We start from the raw sequence: 22,950 nt of genomic DNA on the forward strand, positions 1-22,950 counted from the left end.
CAAGGGTTCGACGGAAGGTTCATGGAAGCTGCTGCGGTCAGCGGGGTCCGGGTGTGCGCGAGGTTTAGCGACTGCCCCGGGACCCCGGTGATCGAGCTTGTCGAGATCCGGTGCTGGATTTCGACAAGCTCAATCACCGGGAACAGGCTCGACCACCAAAAAAGGGCGCCGGGCTTGAATTTCTTCAAGTCCGGCGCCCTTGCTTTTTTGGGCTTATTGCCCGGGGTGGTGGCTAGCCGTGCGTGCGTCGGCGGCGGACCAGGATGGTTGCCGCGCCTCCGAACAGGGCCAGCAGTGCGATGGCGAGGATCGGCAGGACGCCGTTGGCGCCGGTGCTGGCCAGGTCATCTGCCGATGCCGCCGTGGTGGCAGCTCCCGCGGTGGCGGGCTGGCTGGCGGTGCCGCCGGTGACCGTCAGCGCGATGCTGAACTTGGCCGGCTTGCCGTCGGTGCCGGTGCCTGCAATGACCACCGTGTGCTTGCCTGCCGGTACATTGGCGGGCAGCTTGGCGGTCAAGGTGACTGAACCGTCCTTGGCGACTACCGCTGTGCCCAGCAGGACAGGCTTGGAGTGCAGCGTGAACGTGGCCTTCGTGCCGGGCTTGAAGTTCTTGCCGGTGATGGTCAGTTCCCCGCCCGGTGCCACGGTGGTGGCACTGATGCTGCCGCCGGCAGCACCGGTGGGAGCCGTCGACGCCGTCGCGCTGGCGCTCGGCGAGGCCGAGGCTGTGGCCGAAGCAGTTGCACTCGGGGTGGCCGAAGCCGTTGCCGAAGGCGTCGCGCTCGGCGTTGCCGAGGGCGTTGCGCTGGGCGTTGCCGACGGTGTGGCCGAGGGCGTTGCTGACGGGGTTGCCGACGGCGTAGCGCTCGGTGTGGCCGAAGGCGTGGCCGTGGGTGTGGCGGTCGGAACCGTGGTGCCGCAGCTGAACTTGGCATCTGCCCAGTCAGCCCACTCGTCACCGTTCAGCCCGCCGACTTTGATCTTGGCAACGTTCAGGTCGATGTAGCGGACACCCGTCACATCGGCGGTGAACTTGTAGCCAGCGTCGTCCACGGTCAGTTCGGGGGAGGTGGCAAGGTTCTTGCCATCGCCCACAGCCGTGAACACCACGTGGCCGCGGTGCGCCTTGGGCAGCTTCGCGTCGTCAATGCCAACAACGGCACTGAAGCTGGTGCACTGGGCGCCGAGGTAGAAGCGGATGCTGGAATCGGCGTGCACGCCAAGACCCTTGGGGTAGGTCTTGGCGTCGATGATGATGGCAGCGCCGTCACCCTTGCCGTTTTCACCGTTGTTCAGGTCCCGTTCAACCGGGCCCCACTCGTTCACGGGGGTGCCCACAAACTCAAGGTCGCTGGCGAAGCTGTCCTTCGTGGGTGCGGGCGGCGGGGCACCGACCGTGCTGATGGCAACGGAGCCCGTGGCTGCCTTGCTGTTCTTGTCGGTGCCTGCAACGTTGATGGTTCCTGCCCCCAGGGCGGCATCGGCTGCCACCTTGTAGGTGTACGTTGCAATGCCTTCTGCATTGGCCGTGGCCTTGCCCAGTTCGGTGTTGCCGAGTGAGAACGTGGCCTCGGTGGCTGCCTTCAGCTCGCCAACGGTGACCGTGTAGGACTTGCCCTGCTCCAGCGGGCCCGCGGGGTTGATGGCCGGGGCCAACGCCAGTGCAGGCGCATCGTCGGAGCAAATGAACTTGGCATCGGCCCAGTCGGCCCAGTCGTTGCCGTTGAGGTCCGCGGTGGGGTCAACCACCAGTTCCACGTAACGTGAACCCTTCAGGTCCACGTTGATGGGCAGCGCGGCAGAGGTTGCCGTGAGCAGGCCGGAGTTGTAGATCTCATTTCCGTCCCCGAGGATCTTGAAGATCACCGAGCCGCGGGTGGCCTGCTTGTCGTCAATGCCGATGACTGCCTTGAACGCGCTGCACTGGGAACCAACAAAGTACTTGATGTTGGAGGGTGCGTGGACGCCCAGGCCCTTGGCGTAGAGCTGGTTGTCCAGCATGATGCCCTGGCCGTCCTTCTCGCCCTGTTCTCCGTTGTTGAAGTCCTTCTCGGCGGGTCCCCATCCGTTGGTGGGGGTGCCGATCCACTGCATGTCGGAGGCGAAGGTGTCCTTGGTGGGCGGGTTGGGCATGGTGTAAACACCCAGTGTCGCCTCGGCCGTGCGGGAACCAACCGGGGCAACCGTGGTGGTGTACGTGGACTTGGCCTTGATGGTGTAGTTGCCATCGGCTGTTGCCGGGGCATCCACTGCCCACTTGGTGACCAGCTTGCCGCCGGGTGCCAGCGTTGCCGCGGTGTTGGCCGTGGTGGCCGTGGCAGTCCAGCCCTCGGGCAGTTCCAGGCTCACCTTGGCGTTCGAGACGCCGGCGGGCTCGTTGGAGACCAGCGTGGTGGTGAACTCGTTCGGTGCATCCTGCTCAATGATGGGTCCGGTCTGTCCCAGCGACAGCTGCGCACAGGCGGGGGTGTTGGTGGATGCGCCGAGGTCGCGGATCAGCAGGTTGTCCAGCGAGAAGTCCGTGGCAACGGAACCGTTGCGCAGCAGGCCAACGTAGCTGTCGCCACAGGCAGATGCGGTGAAGTTCTGCACCCAGCGGGTGGTCTCCTGCTTCATGGGGATGGGCGTGGACTGGGTCTGGACCGCACCGGCTGCGCCGTCGTAGCCGCCAACCCAGGTGTATTCGTTGGCCTTGGAGGCCTGGTAGTCGAAGGAGATTTCGTAGTCGCGGCCCGGCTTGAAGGCCATGGTGGCGGGGGTGGTCCGGTAGGCCAGTCCGCTGTTTTCCTCATGTGAGAGCAGGCTGAACTTGCCGTCAAGGACGTTGTCCGTCAGCTTGCCGTTCCAGCCCTTCTGCGTGTACGGGGCGTGGATCGGTGCCAGGTGCGTGCGCGGGTCGGTCTTGCCGCCGGCATTGCCCTTCACAAACGGGCCCCAGCCCTGGTCCACGTTCTCGAAGTCCTCGGCCAGCACCACGCCGGCGGGGGCGCCGTCCACCACATCGGCGGCGGTGACGTGCTGGGTCTTGACGACGCGGAAGTCATCAATCAGCACGGCCGTCGCCCCGGCGGGGGCGGAGAAGGTGACAGTCGGCCTGTCGCCGTCGTTCTTCACATCGATCAGCACACGCACACGCTGGGTGAAGGTGCTGTTCTTCTGGTCCGCAGCCACCGTGTTGAACAGTGCCGAGGAGTTGGTGGTGTTCGTGACGGCGGGCTGGCCGGAAACTGTTGCGGAGAGTGTGGTCTCACGCTTGCCGCGCGGGTAGCTTTCCTGCGAGTTGGCAGAGGGGTCAATTTCAACCCAGGCGCTCACGGAGTAGGTGCCCTTCGTCAGGCCGTCGAGCTGCTGGGTAATGCCCGACGCCGTTGCGCCGAGTTTCGCGGCCGTCAGGCCCTTGGCGGAGGTGCTCAGGGTGACATCGCCTGTGGCGTTCCAGGCGGCGAGGTTGCCGGAGTTGAATCCGGGGTCCTTGATTCCCGTGCCCTGGCCCCATGCGGTGGCCGTGTTGTCCGGAACCGTTGCGAGTGCGGAGGTGGGTGCGAGCACGTAGGCGGTGTTGGCCTTCGGGTTGAGCGTGATGCCGCCGCCAACAACGTTGACGGGGCCCACGAGCTTGCGGCCCTGGGGTGTCAGCTCGTAGACGTTCAGCGCTGCCTGGGTGGCGAATTCGGGGGTCAGCTTCCAGTTCTGAGTGCCGCCGGCCAGACTGTAGTTGTACAGCTTGCCCTGCTTGTCCACGTCGTGGCTGGCTTCCTCGCCGAATTCAACGAGTTCACTGGACCAGGGCAGCAGGTAGTTGTGGCCGTCCAGGACCTTCACGCCGTCCTGGGTGATGACGCGATCCTCCAGCGAGTTGCCGGTGACGCTCACGTTGTTTTCCAGCTTGATGGCGTCAGGGGTCCAGGACTTGATTTCCTGCTGCTGCAGGAACTTGGCGGGAACGTTGTTGTCCCACACGTTCTTCAGGAACGCGTTGTAGTCGTTCTGGCCTGTCCAGCCCTGCCACTCCACCAGGTGAGGGGTGCCCAGGCGCGGGTCCGGGTTCCAGGTGTCACGCTGGGTGTTCTGGGCAAAGCGCAGGATCTGCGAGTTCCAGCCCTTGTTTGCCGTGCCACCGTATTTTTCATCCACGGCCCAGTGTGACCAGGTGTTGTTGCGGACCATGTAGTTGGCCCACTCGGAGGAAACGGAGTAGCCGGCCTCGATCATGTTGCGCTGCAGGCGCTCGCCAACCCAGCCCGTCTCGTAGTAGACGTCAATGTAGTTGGTGGTCAGGTTGTCATTGACGTTGCCGGCCATGCCGCTGATGCGGGTCTTCTGGTCACCGGAGAGAACGTCGCGGCGCTGGTCAATGAAGTAGGCCTGTTCCAGCCAGTTCCAGTTCTTGGCCGGGGGCTGGCTGATGAAGGTGTCGCTGAACGCCTTGGACGCGGGGTAGGCCTCGGTGTTGTTCATGTGCACGCTGAATGTGGCACCGTACTTCTTGGACTGTTCCAGCAGCGTGTTCATGTCCTTCAGGCCGCCGGCACGTTCATTCCAGTTGTCATTGAAGTCCGTGTTGGCGGAGTCGTGGCCTTCGGAGGTGAAGCCCTTCAGGAGGTTCAGCTGGCCCAGGCCGTCGGTGGCCAGGGACACGTGCTTGACGTCGTCCAGGGTGCGCAGGAACGGGTTGGTTGCCTGGCTGGCGAAGTTGAACGGGATGGTCTGGACGACGCGGTTCTTGACATCCTCCCAGCCGTAGGGCTTGATCTGGATGTCGCGGGAGGCGACGGCGCCATCCTGCCAGTTGACGGTGCCGTCGGCGTTCGCGTCGGCGGTGATGACCACCTTGGCCATGGGCAGCGGTTCGGTCTCCGTGGAGTCTTTGGCCCGGTACAGCCAGGCGCCGGAGGAAATGCCAACCTTCTTGTTGGCGCCGTCGGTCTTGACCTGGCGCCAGAAGCGTCCCTGATCCGCGGCGGAGAGGGTCTTTTCGGCAGCGCTGTAGGCGCCGTCGTACATCGAGTTGGACTCGAAGCCTGCGGCCAGCTCCGCCGTGTTGGCAATGGCCACCATGGAGGTCTTGGCTGCTGCGTCCACCGCTGCGGCCGCGTCGATGGCGGTGATGGTGTCGCCGCTCTTGGCCCGGTCAACCGACACGACGGCCGTGGCCAGGCTTGCGCCGGCCTGCGTGGAGGACAGGGTCACCAGGTCCTGGTCCATGATCTGGATCCGGTTGACCTTGGCGGCACCGGTCTCCTTGATCTCCGTGATGTTGAAGGTCAGGACGTTGCCCTCCACGGAGAGCTTGGCCTTCATGCTTACCCCGGCCATGCCGGGAACGGTGATGTCATAGGCGATCGACTTCTTGTCGCCGCTGACCGCGGAGGTCACGGTGACCGCCTGGTCCACGCCGTTGATGCGCATCTGGGTGGCGACGGCGGTGGCGCCTGTCATGGACTTGCCGGCGAGTGTGTACTTCAGCGCCTGGGGGAACGCGGTGGAGACCTCCACGGACAACGGCCCGGAGGTGATCACCTCCGTTCCCGGCGCCGCGAGGGCCGGCATGGCTGCAGCGATGGGAACGATGGTGCCGGCCAGGACGGCGCCGGCAACCCCCATCCCCATCCACTTGCGGTGGTGTCGAGCGAGTGACATCAAGAACTCCTTGAACAACTTTGTTACGGGCAAGCGGCGTTTTGCGCGCTTGGCTGATGGCGCGTATGGCTGGACGGGGGAGTGCCGGCTATGAGCTGGATCACTCTGTTATCCATAACATCGTATCAGTATGGATTATTTGCGAGCCGGGCGACAAGTCATTTTGCTTGCGTGGCCCTTTTGTTTCGCCCCGTAGGCGTGGAGCGGGACTGGTGAAGTTTGGCGTAACAATGATTGAACTTGACGTTTTGATCTCATAAATGATCATTTAGTGCTAGTATTGATGTCAATGACCCGTTTCCCGCCGGGACTTGCGCGGCCGGGATGAAAAACACTCAAGGAGAAATGCACAGCATGAGCGAGAACAACCAGCTTGGCCCCTTCATGGACGCCGAACTCACCAGCCAGCCGGACGTTTGGACGCAGGCAATTGCCCAGGCCAAGAGTGAAAATCTGCTGCCCGCCGACGGCGCCCGCGTGGCCGTGATTGGCTGCGGCACCTCCTGGTTCATGGCCCAGAGCTACGCCACCGCCCGTGAAACCGCCGGCAAGGGCGTCACCGATGCCTTCGCGGCCTCGGAAGCCTTCCTGGGTGCCGACCGCGGCTACGACGCCGTCATCGCCATCACGCGCTCCGGCACCACCACCGAGGTGCTGGAAATCCTCACGGCCATCCAGGGCACCGTGCGCACCGTTGCCCTGGTGGGCGACACCTCCTCGCCGATCATGGCGCTGGCCGATGCCGTCGTCGAGCTTCCCTACGCCGACGAGCAGTCAGTGGTCCAGACCCGCTTCGCCACCACCGCACTGACCTACCTGCTGACCAGCATCGGCGTGGACCTCAGCGACGCCGTCGAGGATGCCAAGCTGGCCGTGGTTGCCCCCGTCGAGCAGGAACTCATTGACGCCGAGCAGTTCACCTTCCTGGGCACCGGCTGGACCGTGGGCCTGGCCCACGAGGCCGGTTTGAAGATGCGCGAAGCCGTGCAGGGCTGGACCGAGTCCTACCCCGCCAAGGAATACCGCCACGGACCGATCTCCATCGCCGCCCCGAACCGCGTCACCTGGATGTTCGGCGAGCAGCCCGAGGGCCTGGACCGCGACATGGTCAAGACCGGCGCGCTGTACATCAACACCACCGTGCACCCGCTGGCCGAACTGGCCCGCGTCCACCGCGTCACCCTCGAGCGCGCCCGCGCCCGTGGCATGAACCCGGACCTGCCGCGCAACCTGACACGTTCGGTCATCCTGGACGCATAGTCCCCGCGGGATCCGGCTAAAATGTCAGGCGCCCCACTTTTTTCACCAAGTGGGGTGCCTGCTTTTTGCCCAACCCCAAGCTGTCCCTCTTTGCCCAGTGCGCCGCCCTTAAAGAAACAGAGTCCATGAACACCTTGACAAACCCTGCCGGCGAAACCGGTGCCCCGACCACTGATGCCAACGGCAGCGGCGTGGTCCTGGCCTTCGACATTGGCGGCACGGACATGAAGGTCGGCATCGTGCGCGGCGGGCCCGACGGCGACGGCGTGGAGGTTGTGGACGTGCAGCGCCACCCCACGCCCCTGGAGGCCGGCCGCACGGGCGAGAGCGTGTGCGAGCGGATCGTGGAGCTCACCGGCGAATACCGTGCGGCACACCCGGAACTGATCATCTCCGCCGTGGGCGTGACGGTGCCCGGAATTGTTGACGAGGACGCCGGCATCGGCATCTACTCGGCCAACCTGGGCTGGAAGGACTTCCCCTTCACATCCACCCTGACCGCGGCCCTGGGCCTGCCCGTCGGGTTCGGGCACGACGTCAGCATGGCCGGGGAGGCGGAATTCCGCCTCGGCGCGGCCGTGGGCAAGACGGACGTGCTGATCCTTGTCATCGGCACCGGCATTGCCGGCGCCGTGCTGTGCGACGGCCACCGCGTGGCCGGCGGCGGCTACGCCGGGGAGATCGGCCACGCCATGGTGCCCGCCCCCGGCGGCGGCATGGCCATCATGGAGTCCCTCGGTTCGGCCGGCGCCATTGCCCGCCGCTACACCGAGGCCACCGGCACGGCAGTGTCCGGCGCCCGCGACGTCCTGGCACTCGCGGGGGAGGGCGACGCCGCGGCGAAGGCCGTCTGGACCGATGCCATCGACGCCCTGGCCTTCAGCATTGCCCAGTGCGTGTCCATCCTGGGCACGGAAACCGTTGTCCTCGGCGGCGGGCTGTCCATGGCCGGGCCGGTGCTCTTCGACGCCCTGGCCGCGCGGGTTGACGAACTGCTCACCTTCCACCGCCGCCCCGAATACGTGCACGCCGCTCTCGGCGAGAACGCGGGCCTGATCGGCTCCGCGCTCAAGGCCCGCAGCCTTGTCGGGACGCACGCATGAACAACCTGGTCCTGACCGTCACGCCCAACCCGGCCGTCGACGTCACGTACACCGTGGCCGGAGTCAACCTGGGCTCCTCGCACCGCGTGCCAACGCCGCTGCACAGGGCCGGGGGCAAGGGCCTGAACGTGTCCCGCGTGGCTCAGCAGCTGGGCCACCCCACGCTGGCCATCGCCACAGCCGGCGGCACCTCCGGCGAGGAACTGCGCCAGGACCTGGACGCGGCCGGCATCGCACACCACCTGGTGCCCGTCGCCGCAGCCACCCGGCGCACCGTGGCCCTGGTGGACACAGCGGACAACAACACCACAAGCATCTTCAACGAAGTTGGCCCGGCCCTGTCCGGCGCCGAATGGCAGGCCCTGGCCGCGGCCGTGGTGGACAACCTTGCAGGCGTCCAGACGTCCGACGGCGTGAGCCGCCCGGGCGTGCTGGTGGGCTCGGGCTCCCTCCCAGACCAGGCCCCCGCCGACTTCTACCCCGCACTCGTGGCACTGGCCCACGCTGCCGGGGTCCCGGCCATCATCGACACCTCCGGCGCCGGCATCCTGGCCGCCGCCAGGGCCGGGGCGGACCTGCTCAAGCCCAACAACCACGAGCTGCTGGAAGCCGTGGGGGAGCCAGACCTGCCCACGGCCGCCCGCAAGCTCATGGACCTCGGCGCCAAGCGCGTCCTGGTGAGCGTTGGCGAGGAAGGCATGCTCGCCTTCAGCGCCGATGCACCCGGCTACATCCAGGCCAAGCTCCCGGCACCGCTGAGCGGCAACCCCACGGGCGCGGGCGACGCTGCGGTGAGCGCGGCCGCCGTCGCGCTTGCCAACGGCGTCACCGACTTGCGCGAGATTTTGGTCCAGGCCACCGCCTGGAGCGCAGCCGCAGTCCTCATGCCAGGCGCCGGGGAAATTTCCCCCGAGTATGCCGAACTGGCCAAGCAACTCATCATCACAGACCACTAAGGACCGAAACTTCATGGCTTTGACCAACACCCGCGACATCATGGACCTGGCCGCCAAGGCCGGCACGGGCCAGGGCGCGTTCAACGTGATCCACCTGGAAACCATCGAGGGGCTCATCGGCGGCGCCGAGGCAGCCGGACTGCCCGTGATCTTGCAGATTTCCGAGAACTGCGCCAAGTTCCACGGCGGGCTGGAGCCCGTGGCCGCCGCCACCCTGGCCGCCGCCCGGCGCGCAAGCGTTCCCGTTGCCGTGCACCTGGACCACGCCGAGTCCGAGGACCTGGCCTATGAGGCCGTGGACCTGGGCTTCGGCTCGGTCATGTACGACGGCGCGCACTTCGAGTACGAGCAAAACGTTGAGGTTACTGCCCGCGTGGCCGCCTACGCCCACGAGCGCGGCGTGTACGTTGAGGCCGAACTGGGCAAGGTGGGCGGCAAGGACGGCGCACACGCCCCCGGCGTGCTGACCGACCCGGCCGAGGCCGCCGCATTTGTGGCCGCCACCGGCGTCGACGCGCTGGCCGTGGCCGTGGGTTCCTCGCACGCCATGACCGAGCGCAGCGCCGCCCTGAACCTGGCCCGCATTGCCGAGTTGAAGGCCGCCCTTGAAGTTCCGCTCGTGTTGCACGGCTCCTCAGGCGTTTCGGATGCGAACATTGTTGCAGCGATTGCGGCCGGAATGACCAAGATCAACGTCTCCACCCACCTGAACGGCTTCTTCACCCGCGCCGTGCGGGAGTTCCTGGATGCCAACCCGGCCGTGGTGGATTCACGCAAGTACCTGGGGGCCGGCCGCGACGCGCTGGTTCCCGAAGTGTCGCGGCTGCTGGCGCTGTTTGCCGGCACCGAAGCAGCCAACTAAACGAGACGGCGGCACATGCCGCCCAGGAGTGGTAGATGAACAGAACAGAACGGCTCACCGCAATCTTGGACATCCTCGCCGCCGACGGGCAGGTGGAGGTCGAGGAGATTGTCGACAAGCTGGCCGTTTCCCCGGCCACGGCCCGGCGCGACCTGGACTCGCTGGCCAATGAGCGGCTGCTCACGCGCACGCGCGGCGGTGCCACCAGCGGCTCTGTTTCCTACGACCTGCCCGGGCGGTACAACCGCGACGACTTCGCCGTGCAAAAGCAGCAGATCGCGCATGCGGCCAGCGCCCTGATCCCCAAGGGTGCTGTCATCGGCCTGTGCGGCGGCACCACCAGCACGGCCCTGGCCCAGGTGCTCTCCACCCGCGAGGACCTCATGGAGCACTCCAACAGGCCCACGCTGACGGTGGTCACCAACGCGATCAACATTGCCGCGCAGTTGGCCATCCGGCCCAACTTCAAGATCATGGTGACCGGCGGGATCGTGAACCCGCGCTCCTACGAGCTGGTGGGCCCCTATGCCGACTCGATCCTGTCACGTGTTGCCCTGGACTTCGCCTTCATCGGCGTCAACGGCCTGGAGCCGGGCGCCGGACCCACAATCAACGACGAGGGCGAGGCTTCGGTCAATTCCAAGATGGCCCGGCGCGCCTCCGAGGCGTACATCCTGGCTGACTCCTCCAAGATCGGCAAGCGGGCCTTCGCCACGATGGACCAGACCAACTTTGGCAACATCATCACTGACTCCGGGATCACCCCGGCACAGCTGCAGGCGTTCGAGGACGCCGGCACCAATGTGATTGTGGCCCCCGAGCTCTAAAACCCCGCGAACCCTGCGCTGAACTCGCACTTGTGGCCCCCATCCCGCAGGATGGGGGCCACAAGTGCGAGCCCACGCGTGTCAGGCGAAGAATTCCTTGCCGTAGTAGCTTCCGGCCGCCGGCAGCCCGCCCGGGACGGCGAAAACTCCGGAGCCAACGTGCCGGATGTACTCGTTGAGCCGGTCCATGCCGCCAAGCTTGCGCTGGAGTGCAATGAACTGCTCCGGGTCCTTCTGAAAGCTCAGGAACATCAGCCCCGCATCGAGGCGCCCGAAGGAATCGAGCCCGTCGGTGAAGTTGTAGCCGCGGCGCAGGATCTTGGTGCCGCCGTTGTTTTCATGCGCGGCCAGGGCAATGTGGGAGTCCGCCGGGATGGCGGGCGTGTCCGCCGGGCCGCCGGCCAAGGCCGCATGGAAGTCGGGGGCGTCGTGCTCCTTCACCCCTGACAGCGGGGCGCCCTCGAGCTTGTTGCGCCCGAAGATGCTTTGCTGGTCGCCGATCGAGTCCTCATCCCAGGTCTCGATCATCATGTGGATCTTGCGTGCCACCAGGTAGCTGCCGCCTGCCATCCACGGTTGCTTGGCCTCATCGCCCACCCACACGTGCTGCGCGAAATCCTCCGGCTCCTTGATGTTGCGGGTGCCGTCCTTGAAGCCCATGAGGTTGCGCGGGGTGCTCTGGTTTGCCCCGGCGGAGGCGCGGCCAAAGCCCAGCACGGTCCACCGGGTCTTCACGGCAGTGCGGGCCATGCGGGCCAGGTTTCGCACCGCATGGTAGGCCACCTGGGGATCGTTGGAGCAGGCCTGGATGCACAGGTCCCCGCCGGTCATGGCCGGGTTCAGCGACTCGCCCGCCATGGCCGGCAGCTGGGTGAATCCGGCCGGCTTGAACTTTTCCAGCCCAAAGCGGCCGTCAAACAGCGAGGGCCCGAACCCCAGCGTCAGCGTCAGGCCCTGCGGGCCCAGGTCCGTGGCCTCGCCAGTGTCCACGGGAATGGCGTGCTCGCGGGAGGGCTCCACCTTGCCCACGGCTGAGCCCGCTGTCATCTCCGACATGGCCGCCGACCACTTGGCCAGCACCAGTTGCAGCTCCACGGCGGTCAGCGCCGTGACGTCGAAGGCAGTGAAGACAAGGTGGTCCTGCGGGGGAGTATCGATGCCGGCCTGGTGCTCCCCGTAGAAGGGGTAGGCCAGGGCGGCCCGCTCCGCTTCCCGGTCGACGGCGGGAGCCGCCGCCGGTGCCATGGCGGAGGCTGCCGCGGCGGCGCCGCCGGCACCGATGAGAAGGCCGCCGGCCCCCGCAACGGCGGCGGAACCGGAGAAGAACGTGCGGCGCGAGACGCCGGGCGTTGCGGGTGATGGACTTTCCATTTAGACCGTTGCCACCTTTTCGGAGATCTTGGCCAGGGGTGCCTGCAGTGCCTGGATCAGCTGCGTGAGCTTGGCGGCGTCGGTCTTCTTCAGCTCCTCCGTGTAGGGCTTCCAGCCGCCCAGGGCGGCGGGGTCCTTGTAGTCCGCCAGGGCGGTGGTGACGGTCTCGAACTGCGTGGCAATCTGCTCAGTCAGCGTGGCGTCAATTTCCTTCAGCGCCGGCTTGAGGTACTCGAAGGCCTGCTGTGAGCCCTCAACATTGGCGGCGAAGTCCACCAGGTCGAGCTTGGAGTAGGCCTCCTCCTCGCCGGTGATCTTGGAGGACTGGACCTCCTCGAGCAGTCCGCTGGCGCCGTTGGCCAGTTCCTCGGGCTTGTACTCAAGCTCCGCCGTCAGGGTCTTCAGCGTGCCCACGTTCTTCACAATCCCGGCGGCCAGGGCCTTGGACTTCTCCGTGATGGCCTTGGCCTCGAACAGGTCCTCTTCCAGCGGGTGGAAGCCTGTCCATTCGGCGCCAGGCTCGACGTCGGCCACGCGAAGATCGAGTGCGGGGTCGAGGTCAGGGAAGCTCTCGGCCACCGGTTCAATGCGCTCGAAGAAGGGGCGTGCCGCGGCGTACGCCTGCTGGCTGGCGGCCACATCGCCGGAATCCACGGCCTTTTGCAGGGCTGCGGCGGCCAGGACCAGGCTGTCCACCTGGCCCGAAACGTACTTGGCGTAGCCCTCGGTGCCTTCCTTGAGCAGCCCGGCCACGCCGCCGGCGGCTGCCGGTGCGGCGTCCCCCGTCACGGTGAACGGCTTCGTCTCGGTGGTGGCGCCGGGGCAGTACAGCTGGTATTCGCCGCCGGCCAGGGTGACGGTGAAGTTGACGGCCTTCAGTCCGGGGATGATGTTCTCGCGCTCGCCCAGGATGCGCTTGTCGCTGAGCAGCTCCACCTCGCTGACGCCGGAGGCGTCCTTGTTGGAGATGGTGAACGTGACAGGCCCGGCGGGGGCTGTGCTGAAATCGGGGACGCACTGGTCCTTGCCGTCCACCTGCTCCACACTGACGGTGATCTGCGCGGCGCCGTTGCTCACGGGTGCCGCATCGCCCTTGGGCGCTGCGGATTCGGCGGTGGAGGCCGCGCCACCGCAACCGGCCAGGGCCAGGGACAACACCACTGCGCCGGCGGCGAAGGCTGGTGCGGTGCGGCGGAAGGTGGGGGAGGTGTTCATGGTGTCCTTTGAATGGGTGTGGTCCGGCCCGGGCCGGTGCGGAAAAGGGGTGCACAAAGCCGCCCGCCGGTGGCGGGCGGCGGGGTGGGAAAATTACGGTGAGGGGGCTGTGGCCAGCAGCTGGCGCCGGTTGCGGCGGGCGGAAAGCAGCAGGGCAGCGGCGGCGGTGATGAAGACGGCCGGCAGCAGGCGGGACCACAGCACGTTCTCGGAACGGGCGGCCTCGATGGTGTTCAGTTCGTTGACGGCGGCGCTGACGTGCTCGGCCGGAACATGCCAGCCGCCGTCGCCGGCCACGGCAATGGTGCGCGGGTTTGCCAGGCCGCCGCCGCTGAGTGTCAGGGCTGTGCCTTCGGAGTTGACGGCGTCAATGACGGCGCCGCCGGCCAGCCACACAGTGACGTCGCCCTTGTGGGCCCAGGTGGCGGCGAAGGGGCCGGGGTTGCTCGTGGCGCTGATGCCCACGGGCATGCGTCCGCCGTTGAGGGCGATGAGCTCCTTGACGGACACTTCCGCCGGCTCATTGGCTGCCGGTGCCGGGGCTGCTGCGGTGTAGACGTTGGCCGTTCGCCCGGCATGGGATTCGGTGCCGTGGCCGGTCAACGCCAGGCTGCTTTCGGTGCCGTTGGCGGCCGTGACAATCAACGTCTGTGGGCTGGTGGTTGCGGCGGCCTGGGCGTCGGCGGCCGCCGCAGCAGCGCCGTTCTGTGCCAGCCGCAGCGTTGCGGCAGCGGTGCCCGCCGAGGTGACGGCCGGCGTCGTGCCCGTGGAAACTGAAGGGGCAGGGACGGCCAGCGGTGCGGCGATGGCCAGTGCCACGGCCGCCAGGGCGAGGGTGCCGGCGCCGGCAAGCTGCAGGCGGGGCAGGGCCGCGGCGGAGGGCTTGCGCTTCTGGGGCCACAGGATGAAAGCGAGCATGGGGACCAGGTAGAGGGCCCAGCCCAGCAGCTCGACCGCGCGGGGGTCGGCCGGGATGCCGAAGACGCCGGTCAGGATGGCGGCGCGGGCACTGCCGTTGGGGGCCAGCCAGGTCAGGTCCACCGTGGCGCCCTGGCCGGTGTTGAGCCAGCCGGCCTCGTGCGCGGTCCGCAGCGATTTCATGACCAGCCCCGCGGCGACAAAGACCAGGAACACCCCGGTGGCCTTGAAGAACTTGGCCAGGTTGAGCTTGATGGCGCCGCGGAACAGCAGGAAGCCGATTCCGGAGGCGATGGCCAGGCCCAGCACAGCGCCGGCGCCGGCCGCGAGCGGGCTCAGCGAGGACTGGAATGCGGCCACCATGAAGACGGCTGTTTCCACGCCCTCGCGCAGGACCGCCAGGAAGGCCATGCCGGCCAGGGCAAACACGGAGCCGCCCTTCAAGGCAGAGCCGGCGTGGGCTTCCAGAGTGGATTTCATGGAGCGGGCGTTCTTGCTCATCCACAGGATCATGAACGTCACGATGACCACGGCCGCGGCACCAATGACGGTTTCCATGGCTTCCTGCTGTTGCTGGGGGAGCGCGGCCGAGACAAGTTCCAGGGTGATGCCCACCAGGGCGCTGAGCAGCACGGCAGCACCGACGCCCAGCCACATGGGCTTGAGGGATTTTTCGTTGCGCCGCAGGAAGGCTGCGATCATGCCCACGATGAGGGCGGCCTCGAGGCCTTCACGCAGGCCGATGACCAAAGTAGCAAGCACCCAAATGCTCCGGGTTCCTAGACGTTTGGCGCAGGGGTCTGCCCCTGCACTCAGGCAAGGCTACCCTTTCATGGGGGAAAAACAATAATTAGGCCATTGAATTGTTGCCTAATGAAACGTGGTGGTCCGGCTCACCAGATGTGCTCGGGCGCGTCCAGGACCGTCTTGCCGGGGTCGGCGGCCGTCCATTGCTCAAAGGCCGTGTCCAGCACGTAGCGGTCCCCGGACTTGAGCAGGGTGCGCGTGGCGGCGTTCTCGGGGTTGTTCAGCGACTCGAAGTACTCCACGGACCAGTGGAACCAGCGCATGCAGAACAGGCGCATGGTCAGCCCGTGGGTGACGAACAGGGCATTGGGTGCGTAGTTGGGCTTGGCCCACTGCCGGAACAGGGTCTCCATGAACGATGACACGCGGTCGTAGACGTCCGAACCCGATTCGCCCTCCCGGAAGCGGTAAAAGAAATGCCCGTAGGCGTTGCGGAGTTCCTTTTGGTCGGCAATCTCCGCGGGGTTTTGGAAGTTGGCCCAGTCCTGCTCGCGCAGCCGCGGCTCCTCCATGGTCGACTCCACAAGGTCGCCGAGGTTCATCGCCTCAAGGGTCTGGTAGGCGCGCAGGTACGGGGAAACGTAGACGCGCACCTTTTGCCCGTCCAGCTGCCGGCGCACCCGCTCCCCGGCTGCCCGGGCCTGCTCCACGCCGAGCTCCGTCAGCGGGATCCGGTAGTCGGGAATCCGGTTGTAGATGGTCTGGTCTACGTTGGCGGCCGACTGCCCGTGCCTGACCATGATGATTTGCCGAGGTGCACCCATGCCAGAGAGCTTATGCGAAAACGCCCCGGGCGCGGCATGATTGCAGTCATGAGCGAACCAGTTCCCGCCACCTCCCCGCACCGCGGCGTTGCCCCGGCCCCCGCCCCGCCCGGTCCGGACAATCCCGGCGGCGTCCGGTCGCGGCGGCGGCTCATCACCGAGGTGCTGCTGGTGCTGGGAGTCTCACTGGGGCAGTCTGCCGTGTACTCGGTGGTTTCGCTGCTGGACAAGATGAGCCGGGCACCCATTGCCCAGGGAACCTCCACGCTGAACGCGGTGCGCAACAACCGCGAATTCTTCGACTTCACCTACCAAATCCTGGACATCTTCTTCGCCCTGGTGCCGGTCATGCTGGTGTTCTACCTGCTGGCCGAGCCCGGGAAGTCGGTGTTCCGGCAGATTGGCCTGGACTTGCGGCACCCGGTCCGAGACGGGCTGGGCGCGCTGGGGCTGCTGGTGGTCATTGGCGTGCCGTCGCTGGGGCTTTATGCCGCCGGGCGGGCATTGGGTGTGACCACCGAGATCATTCCCAGCGCCCTGAACCAGTACTGGTGGACTGTGCCCGTGCTGGTGCTCTCCGCCATCCGGGCCGGCGTGCTGGAGGAGGTCATCCTCAACGGCTACCTGCTGGGGCGGTTGGAGAAAATTGGGCTGGGGGCATGGTCCGCGATCCTGCTCAGCGCCCTGCTGCGGGGCAGCTACCACCTGTACCAGGGGTTCGGACCTTTCATTGGCAACTTTGCCATGGGCCTGCTGTTCGGCTGGGTGTACAAGAAGTGGGGCAGGGTGGCGCCGCTCGTGGTGGCGCACGCCCTGGTGGACATCGCGGCCTTCACGCTGGGGCCGGCGCTGGGCTTCGGCGGCTGACGGCCGCCGGAGCCTTGACCGCCGGGTCAGTATGCAGCTATGGCGGCTTAGACCGGGTCTAAACCGCCATAGCTGCATACTCGAGCTGGGGGTGGAGCAGGAACGCTAGATCGTGACCGGGCCGTGCTCCGTCTCGAACGTCACGGACATGATGCCCGGGGTGCCGCGCGGGGCAATCCACTCCACGGCGACGTCGTCCAGGGGTGCCTCAACCGGCTCGCCCAGCCATTCGGTGACGCGCTCGGCGCTGCCGGCGATGGTCAGCGAGGAAAGCTTGACGTTGGAGGGACGGGCCAGGGAGGGGTGCAGCGTGGGGTCGCCCTCCCACTTGAGCATGTAGGGGACCTGCGGGTCGGCGATCAGGCCCTTGATGCCGATCTGCTGCCAGATAAGTTCCTGGCCGTCGGGGAACTTGCGGTTTCCGGGGACTGCGCTGCGGCCCAGGCGTTCCTCGAAAGGTGCGAGGTCATCAACTGCAACGCACCAGCCCATCCAGCCGCCGCCGGCAGCCGAGCGTGCCTTGACGGCCTGGCCGAACGGGGCCTTGTCCGAGGCGGGGTGGTCCAGGCACTCGACGATCTCGAGATAGTGGTGGTCCGTGAGGGGGATGATCATATTGCGGGTGCCAAAGCGAGGGTGGATTCCACCCTTCACCGCCTTGACCCCGAGGGCGGTCGCGATTCGCTCCGTGGTGGCAGCCAATCCGTCTGATTCACTGGCGTAAGAAACATGATCCATTCGCATGTGATCATCTTGGCACTTTGTGTTCTGGCTCTCGACTTAGTGTTACCTTAGCCACATGGGACGTCTGATCAGGGGCGTGTTTTCCGGCCCCTCGGGTGGGGCAGAATTGGTGATGTGACCCAGACTTTGCCAGCCCCGCTGTCCCTGCCCGCCGCCGCCGCCCAGGCCGAGCGCATCATTGCCGCCATCGCCGCGGAGCTGGGCGTTCGCCCGGCACAGGTCCGTGCCGCGGTGGCCCTCATGGACGACGGCGCGAGCGTCCCGTTCATTGCCCGGTACAGAAAAGAAGCCACGGGCACGCTGGACGACGCCCAGCTCCGCGACCTTGAGGAACGGCTGCGGTACCTGCGTGAACTGGAGGCCCGCCGCGTTGTGGTGCTGGAAACCATCCACGCAGCCGGCAAGCTGACGGACTCCCTGCGGCGCTCAGTGGAGGCGGCCGCCACGAAGTCCGAGCTGGAAGATTTGTACCTGCCGTACAAGTCCACGCGCAAGACCAAGGCAGACGCCGCCCGCGAGGCGGGGCTGGAACCCCTCCTCGATGCCCTGCTGGCTGACCCGTCCCGCTTCCCCGCAGTGGAGGCTGACACCTTTGTGGATGCGGGGCGCGGTGTGGCCACGGCCGACGACGCCCTGGCCGGTGCCCGGGCCATCCTCATCGAGCGTGCAGGTCAGGACGCCGTGCTCGTGGGCGAACTGCGCGAACGGCTCTGGAAGAAGGGCCGCCTGCGCTCGGCCGTGAAGGCCGGAAAGGACACCGAGGGCGAGAAGTTCAAGGACTACTTTGACTTTGCCCAGCCGCCGCACACGCTGCCCAGCCACCGCGTGCTGGCGCTGCTGCGCGGCGAAAAGGAGGGCGTGCTGAGCCTGGACTTGGCCGAGGCAGACCCCCGCGATGCCGACGCCCAGGCACAGGCCCGGGCCGGGTACGAAAACGCCGTGGCCCACTCCCTGGGCATCGCCGAGTCCGGCCGTGCCGCCGACACCTGGCTCATGACCAGCGCCCGGCTGGCATGGCGCACCCGCATCCTGACCCGCCTCTCGGTTGACCTGCGGGTGCGGCTGTTCCAAAGCGCCGAAGAGGAATCCGTGCGTGTGTTTGCCGCCAACCTCCGCGACGTGCTGCTGGCCGCGCCCGCCGGAAACCGGGCAACCCTGGGCCTGGACCCGGGTCTGCGCACCGGCACCAAGGTGGCCGTGGTGGACGGCACCGGCAAGGTGGCGGCCACCGAGACCATTTACCCGCACGCCCCGGCACGCAAGTGGACCGAGTCCCTCGCCACCCTGGTCCGCTTGGCGCAAAGGCACCATGTTGAGCTCATCGCCATTGGCAACGGAACGGCCAGCCGCGAGACCGACAAGCTGGCTGCCGAACTCGTGGCGGAGCTCAAGCGGCTGAATCCGGAGAGCAAGGTCACCAAGCTGGTGGTCTCCGAGGCCGGGGCCTCCGTGTACTCCGCCTCCGCCCTGGCCGGCGCCGAGCTGCCCGGCATGGACGTCTCCCTGCGCGGCGCCGTGTCCATTGCCCGCCGCCTGCAGGACCCGCTGGCCGAGCTGGTCAAGATCGACCCCAAGTCCATCGGTGTTGGGCAGTACCAGCACGACCTCACGCCGGCCAAGCTGGAACGCTCCCTCGGTGCCGTGGTGGAGGACTGCGTGAACGCCGTGGGCGTTGACCTGAACACGGCCTCGCCCGCGCTCCTGGCGAGGGTGGCCGGCGTCGGACCCCTCCTGAGCGAAAACATCGTAGCCCACCGCAACGAGCACGGCCCGTTCAGCAAGCGCCGCGAACTGCTCAAGGTGGCCCGCCTGGGTCCCAAGGCCTATGAGCAGTGCGCCGGCTTCCTGCGCATCACCGGGGGAGCTGAACCCCTGGATTCCTCCAGCGTGCACCCGGAAGCGTACGGCGTGGCCCGCAAGATCCTCGCCGCCGTGGGTGCCAAGCCGGGCCAGATTGCCGGCGGTGTGGGTGCCGTGGCCTCCGTGAACCCGGCCGACTTTGTGGACGGCGACTTTGGCCTGCCCACAGTGGCGGACATTGTGGCCGAACTGCAGAAGCCGGGCCGCGACCCCCGCCCCCGCTTCGAAACAGCCACTTTCACCGACGGCATCGAAAAGATCACCGACCTGCGCCCCGGCATGATCCTGGAGGGAACCGTCTCCAACGTGGCCGCGTTTGGCGCGTTCGTTGACATTGGTGTGCACCAGGACGGGCTGGTCCACGTCTCGGCCATGAGCAACACCTTTGTCTCGGACCCCCACAGCGTGGTCAAGTCCGGCCAGGTGGTGCGCGTGAAGGTGCTCGAGGTGGAGCCTGAACGCAAGCGCATCTCGCTGACCCTGCGCCTGGATGACGAGGCCAAGTCCGCGGAGCGGGTGGCGAATGACGCCGGCTCCCGCAGTTCCGCACGTGGCCCCCGCCCGGGCGGCGGCCAAGGCCAGGGCCGCGGGCAGCAGGCCGGCCGCCCGCCGCGTCCGGGCAACGCTGCGCCGGCGGCAGGCAACGCCAACACGGCCATGGCCGAGGCCCTGCGCCGGGCGGGCCTGGGCAAGTAGCGCCAGTGCCGCCGTGAACTCGCATTGCTTGCCCCTTTGCCGCGCCCGAAGCGGTAAGCAATGCGAGCTCACGGCCGGGCGCAGGGGGGGTGTGTCATTCATAAATTCGCCCCGCGCCATTTGTATGGTGAGATTTCAAGCACATGTTCGGCCAAGGTCATAAACTCGTCACATTCTTGCGTCTGCCGCGGCTGATCTTCCACACTGGATGCAGGTCATGAGTGTCAGCGACAAGCCCCGGCTCGCTGACCGGCAACCCTCCTTCCGCGGTGGGGTGCCCCGGGTGAAGACCTGGCACCGAGCCGTCCGGTTCCGGTGCAAGCGCGGGCCATCGAGTCTTTAAGGCCCTTCACGCATGCTGCGTTGGAGGGTTTTTTGGCGCAGGCCTCTAGTGTGAAGGAATTCAGCCATGAGCAACGGTTGGTCATTTGAAACCCGTCAGATCCACGTAGGCCAGGAGCCGGACGTCACCACTGGTGCACGCGCCCTGCCGATCTACCAGACAACATCCTTTGTTTTCCCCTCCGCCGAGAGCGCCGCAGCGCGGTTTGCCCTGGCCGAGCTGGAACCGATCTACACCCGCATCGGCAACCCCACCCAGGATGCAGTGGAGCAGCGCATTGCCAGTCTGGAAGGCGGCGTGGCAGCACTGCTGCTCGCCTCCGGCCAAGCAGCAACAACGTTCGCCATCTTGAACCTGGCCGAGGCCGGGGACCACATTGTTTCAAGCCCCAGCATCTACGGCGGCACGTACAACCTGTTCGCGCACAGCCTGAAGAAGCTCGGCATTGAGGTCACGTTCGTCTCCGACGCCGACAACCTGGACGAATGGCGTGCGGCCGTCCGCCCCAACACCAAGGCCTTCTTCGGCGAGGTTGTCTCCAACCCGCGCCAGGACGTGCTGGACATTGAAAACATCAGCGCCATCGCCCACGAGGCCGGCGTGCCGCTGCTGGTGGACAACACGCTGGCCACCCCGTACCTGATCCGTCCGCTGGAATGGGGTGCCGACATTGTCATCCACTCCGCGACCAAGTACCTTGGCGGCCACGGCAGCGCCATCGCCGGTGTGATTGTCGACGGCGGCAAGTTCGACTTCGCCGCGAACCCGGAGAAGTTCCCCGGCTTCAACACCCCGGATGTCACCTACAACGGCCTGGTGTACGCCCGCGATTTGGGCGTGGGCAGCGCACTCGGCGCCAACTTGGCCTACATCCTCAAGGCACGTGTGCAGTTGCTGCGTGACCTCGGCTCTGCCGTGGCACCGTTCAACGCCTTCCTCATTGCCCAGGGCATCGAGACGCTCAGCCTGCGCGTTGAGCGCCACGTGAGCAACGCCGTCGCCGTGGCCGAATGGCTCGAGACGAACGAGAACGTGGAGGCCGTGGCCTACGCGGGCATCCCGTCCAGCCCCTGGTTTGAGCGTGGCCGCAAGTACGGCCCCAAGGGCACCGGCGCCGTCATCGCCTTTGACATCAAGGGCGGCGCCGAGGCCGGCAAGCGCTTTGTGGACGGCCTGGAACTGCACTCCCACGTGGCCAACATTGGCGACGTGCGCTCCCTGGTCATCCACCCGGCGTCGACCACCCACGCACAGCTCTCACCCGAGCAGCAGCTGGCCGCCGGCGTGCGCCCCGGCCTGGTCCGCCTCTCCGTGGGCATCGAGAACATCGCGGACATCATCGCCGACCTCGAAGCCGGATTCCGCGCAGCAAAATCGGCGTGATTTTCCATGAGCCAAGTGATTCGGCCGGAAGCGGGGACCAGCGTGTTTTCGTCAGGCATTGACAGCGGGACGGCCCCGGCTGCCCCCTGGTCGGCGGCAGTCGGCCAGGGCGGCGGCCTGCTGCGCTCGATTCAGATCGGCGCGCTGCCCCTGGAGGCAGGGGGAGAGCTGCCGCAGGTCACCATGGCCTTTGAATGCTGGGGCACGCTGAATGCGGCCGGCGACAATGCCGTCCTCATTCAGCACGCCCTGACCGGCAGCACCCACGTCAGCCGTGGCGACTCGGAAGAGGACGGCTGGTGGGAGGGGCTGGTTGGCCCCGGCGAGACCATCGACACCGACAAGTACTTTGTGGTGTGTGCCAACATGCTCGGCGGCTGCTACGGCAGCACCGGGCCCTCCAGCATTGCCGCCGACGGGCAGCCGTACGGTTCGCGCTTCCCGTTTGTCACCATCCGCGACTCGGTCCTGGCGGAGGGACGGCTGGCCGACGCCCTGGGCATCACCTCCTGGCACGCCGTCATTGGCGGTTCCATGGGCGGTGCCCGGGCGCTCGAGTGGGCCGTGAGTTTCCCTGAACGGGTGCGGCGCTGCGCCGTGGTGGCATCCTGCGCGGCCAGCACGGCCGAGCAGATTGCCCTGGCACAGGCGCAGGTGCTCGCCATCCGGCAGGACCCCAACTTTGCCGGCGGCGACTACTACGACGGCGCAGCCCCCACCGCCGGCTTGGGGCTGGCCCGGCGGATTGCGCACATCAGCTACCGCTCGGAGGCTGAGATGGGTGCCCGTTTTGGCCGCAATGCCCAGGACGACGGCGGCACCATCAGCCATGCGCGCAACCGCGGTGACGCGGGGGGCCTGTACCAGGTGGAAAGCTACCTGGACCACCAGGCCCGCAAGCTCGTGGGCCGCTTCGACGCCAACAGCTACATAGCCATCACAGAGGCCCTCATGAGCCACGATGTCTCACGTGGACGCGGCAGCATGGAGGAATCGTTGCAGGCTGTGGCCGGCGTGGAATTCCTTGTCGCGGCCGTCAACAGCGACCGGCTGTACTTCCCGGCGCAGTCCGAGGCGTTGGCCCGGGCCCTGCCCGGGGACGTTTCGGTGGGACGGATTGATTCACCGATCGGCCACGACGGCTTCCTTACGGAGGTGGCCGCCGTGGGCGAGCTGCTGCGGGAGTCGTTCTTCACCGACTAGCGGTGGTCGAGCCTGTCGAGACCAGGCGGTGGATTTCGACAGGCTCAATCACCGAACAGCGGTGGTCGAGCCTGTTGAGACCCGGAAGCGGATTTCGACAGGCTCAATCACCGAACAGCGGTGGTCGAGC

The 22,950-nt window shown here is 66.8% G+C and carries 15 protein-coding genes and 1 riboswitch; of the genes, 9 read left to right on the forward strand and 6 right to left on the reverse strand.

The features are described 5' to 3' along the window. Positions 1-232 precede the first annotated feature (232 nt). A complete protein-coding gene (locus PCK14_RS11935; protein WP_269938720.1) occupies positions 233-5,641 on the reverse strand; it encodes an endo-alpha-N-acetylgalactosaminidase family protein in 5,409 nt (1,802 codons plus the stop codon). 354 nt (positions 5,642-5,995) lie between these two features. On the opposite strand from PCK14_RS11935, the gene PCK14_RS11940 reads away from it, so the two are divergent. The 5 genes from PCK14_RS11940 (at position 5,996) to PCK14_RS11960 (ending at position 10,649) form a co-directional block, all read left to right on the forward strand. Beyond that, complete coding sequence (locus tag PCK14_RS11940; RefSeq protein ID WP_269938721.1) at positions 5,996-6,901, forward strand: SIS domain-containing protein; 906 nt, start codon at positions 5,996-5,998, stop codon at positions 6,899-6,901. Between the two features lie 125 nt (positions 6,902-7,026). Next, positions 7,027-8,004, forward strand: coding sequence for an ROK family protein (locus PCK14_RS11945; protein ID WP_269938722.1), 978 nt, complete (start codon positions 7,027-7,029; stop codon positions 8,002-8,004). Beyond that, positions 8,001-8,960 carry a 1-phosphofructokinase family hexose kinase gene (locus tag PCK14_RS11950; protein WP_269938723.1) on the forward strand — a complete coding sequence of 320 codons (960 nt, stop codon included), beginning with the start codon at positions 8,001-8,003 and terminating at the stop codon, positions 8,958-8,960. Before PCK14_RS11945 ends, PCK14_RS11950 begins: the two co-directional genes overlap by 4 nt. A gap of 13 nt (positions 8,961-8,973) precedes the next feature. After that, positions 8,974-9,822, forward strand: coding sequence for a class II fructose-bisphosphate aldolase (locus PCK14_RS11955; RefSeq protein WP_269938724.1), 849 nt, complete (start codon positions 8,974-8,976; stop codon positions 9,820-9,822). Between the two features lie 35 nt (positions 9,823-9,857). Continuing rightward, the gene (locus PCK14_RS11960; protein WP_269938725.1) at positions 9,858-10,649 is read left to right on the forward strand and encodes a DeoR/GlpR family DNA-binding transcription regulator; all 792 of its coding nucleotides are present in this window, start codon (positions 9,858-9,860) and stop codon (positions 10,647-10,649) included. 81 nt (positions 10,650-10,730) lie between these two features. Here PCK14_RS11960 and efeB read toward each other — a convergent pair whose 3' ends face one another. The 4 genes from efeB to PCK14_RS11980 form a co-directional block, all read right to left on the reverse strand. Next, positions 10,731-12,020, reverse strand: a complete 1,290-nt coding sequence (gene efeB / locus PCK14_RS11965) for an iron uptake transporter deferrochelatase/peroxidase subunit (RefSeq protein WP_269938726.1) — start codon at positions 12,018-12,020, stop codon at positions 10,731-10,733. After that, the gene (gene efeO, locus PCK14_RS11970; RefSeq protein ID WP_269938727.1) at positions 12,021-13,235 is read right to left on the reverse strand and encodes an iron uptake system protein EfeO; all 1,215 of its coding nucleotides are present in this window, start codon (positions 13,233-13,235) and stop codon (positions 12,021-12,023) included. 93 nt (positions 13,236-13,328) lie between these two features. Further along, positions 13,329-14,915, reverse strand: a complete 1,587-nt coding sequence (gene efeU / locus PCK14_RS11975) for an iron uptake transporter permease EfeU (RefSeq protein ID WP_269938728.1) — start codon at positions 14,913-14,915, stop codon at positions 13,329-13,331. A 131-nt stretch (positions 14,916-15,046) separates the two neighbouring features. Continuing rightward, positions 15,047-15,724: a histidine phosphatase family protein gene (locus tag PCK14_RS11980; RefSeq protein WP_269938729.1), complete on the reverse strand. Its 678-nt coding sequence runs from the start codon at positions 15,722-15,724 to the stop codon at positions 15,047-15,049. A 48-nt stretch (positions 15,725-15,772) separates the two neighbouring features. On the opposite strand from PCK14_RS11980, the gene PCK14_RS11985 reads away from it, so the two are divergent. Next, on the forward strand, positions 15,773-16,591 hold the full coding sequence (locus PCK14_RS11985; protein ID WP_269938730.1) for a CPBP family intramembrane glutamic endopeptidase: 819 nt from the start codon (positions 15,773-15,775) through the stop codon (positions 16,589-16,591). A 105-nt stretch (positions 16,592-16,696) separates the two neighbouring features. Here the strand turns inward: PCK14_RS11985 and PCK14_RS11990 are convergent, their stop codons facing one another. Next, entirely contained in the window at positions 16,697-17,335 is a 639-nt protein-coding gene (locus PCK14_RS11990) for a VOC family protein (protein WP_269938731.1), read from the reverse strand. Between the two features lie 114 nt (positions 17,336-17,449). On the opposite strand from PCK14_RS11990, the gene PCK14_RS11995 reads away from it, so the two are divergent. The 3 genes from PCK14_RS11995 to metX all read left to right on the forward strand — a co-directional run bounded on the left by PCK14_RS11995 (position 17,450) and on the right by metX (position 22,820). Then, entirely contained in the window at positions 17,450-19,891 is a 2,442-nt protein-coding gene (locus PCK14_RS11995; RefSeq protein ID WP_269938732.1) for a Tex family protein, read from the forward strand. 213 nt (positions 19,892-20,104) lie between these two features. Beyond that, positions 20,105-20,221, forward strand: a riboswitch (SAM riboswitch). Between the two features lie 79 nt (positions 20,222-20,300). Continuing rightward, a complete protein-coding gene (locus tag PCK14_RS12000) occupies positions 20,301-21,617 on the forward strand; it encodes a bifunctional o-acetylhomoserine/o-acetylserine sulfhydrylase (RefSeq protein ID WP_269938733.1) in 1,317 nt (438 codons plus the stop codon). A 6-nt stretch (positions 21,618-21,623) separates the two neighbouring features. Beyond that, on the forward strand, positions 21,624-22,820 hold the full coding sequence (gene metX, locus PCK14_RS12005; RefSeq protein WP_269938734.1) for a homoserine O-acetyltransferase MetX: 1,197 nt from the start codon (positions 21,624-21,626) through the stop codon (positions 22,818-22,820). The last annotated feature ends 130 nt before the right edge of the window (positions 22,821-22,950 follow it).

It is taken from the genome of Arthrobacter sp. HY1533 (assembly GCF_027568515.1).
Classification (GTDB): Bacteria; Actinomycetota; Actinomycetes; order Actinomycetales; family Micrococcaceae; genus Specibacter.